The following is a 1,019-nucleotide window of genomic DNA, read 5'->3' on the forward strand; positions in this document are numbered from 1 at the left end:
TGTGTGGGGTGGGGGCGGTCAACTGGCGGTCGGGCCGGTGCGGTTGCGGGATGTGGGTCAACAGACGGCGGTGCGTGAGGTGGTGGCGGTCTGGGCGTGAGCCCCGGCACAGGGACCTCCGTCCCCTACGGTCCCGGGCCGTACACCCCCACCCCCGCCCTGATGCCGATCGGGCACGCACGGCGGCACAGGACCACGGTCCCGCCTCGTAGGACACTCCTTTGCCGCCTCCCGCAGCCACTTCCCACACTGGGCCACGTCGCACCGAAAACCCCCCGCACCCCCCGGCACCCAGGATCGAGGTAGCACCATGACCGCCACCAACCGGACCCTCCGCATCACCCGCAAGGGCACCCTGGCCGGCGTCCTGGCCACCGGCGCCGCCCTCACCGCCACCCTCGCCCCCCACGCCACCGCCGACGACCACACCACCGTCACCAAGACCGCCGAACAGACCAGCCCCACCGCCTACACCCCCACCGACCACCCCCGCACCACCGACGACACGCGCAACGACGACGCCCCCCGCGACAACGCCGACAACGCCGACGACAACGCCGACAAGCCCACCAAGCCCGACACCAAGACCGCCGACACCCCCGAGCCTCAGGACCAGGGCCGCGGCGCCCAGTACCGCGACGACGGCACCCTCATCCCCATCCCCCGCGAGGACCAGCCCAAGGCCCAGCCCGCCACCCCCGACCAGATCGACCACTGGATCGACCAGGCCCTCGACATCATGAAGAAGAACGACATCCCCGGCACCTACGACGGCATCCACCGCAACCTCATGCGCGAATCCAGCGGCGACCCCCTCACCATCAACATGTGGGACACCAACGCCCACAAGAACATCCCCTCCAAGGGCCTCCTCCAGGTCATCGACCCCACCTTCGACCAGTACCACGTCGAAGGCACCAGCACCGACCCCTACGACCCCGTCGCCAACATCACCGCCGCCGCCAACTACGCCGCCGACCGCTACGGCTCCATGGACAACGTCAACAGCGCCTACTGAC

1 protein-coding gene is annotated in these 1,019 nt (G+C 70.1%); it reads left to right on the forward strand.

Annotated features, from left to right (window positions below):
• Positions 1-310: 310 nt before the first annotated feature.
• On the forward strand, positions 311-1,018 hold the full coding sequence (locus IF27_RS30675) for a transglycosylase SLT domain-containing protein (RefSeq protein WP_110946370.1): 708 nt from the start codon (positions 311-313) through the stop codon (positions 1,016-1,018).
• Position 1,019: the final 1 nt, after the last annotated feature.

Source organism: Streptomyces avicenniae, from assembly GCF_000719135.1.
GTDB lineage: Bacteria > Actinomycetota > Actinomycetes > Streptomycetales > Streptomycetaceae > Streptomyces > Streptomyces avicenniae.

Coding starts and splice junctions, on each gene's coding strand:
- IF27_RS30675 (WP_110946370.1), top strand. CDS start 311: ATGACCGCCACCAACCGGACCCTCCGCATCACCCGCAAGGGCACCCTG.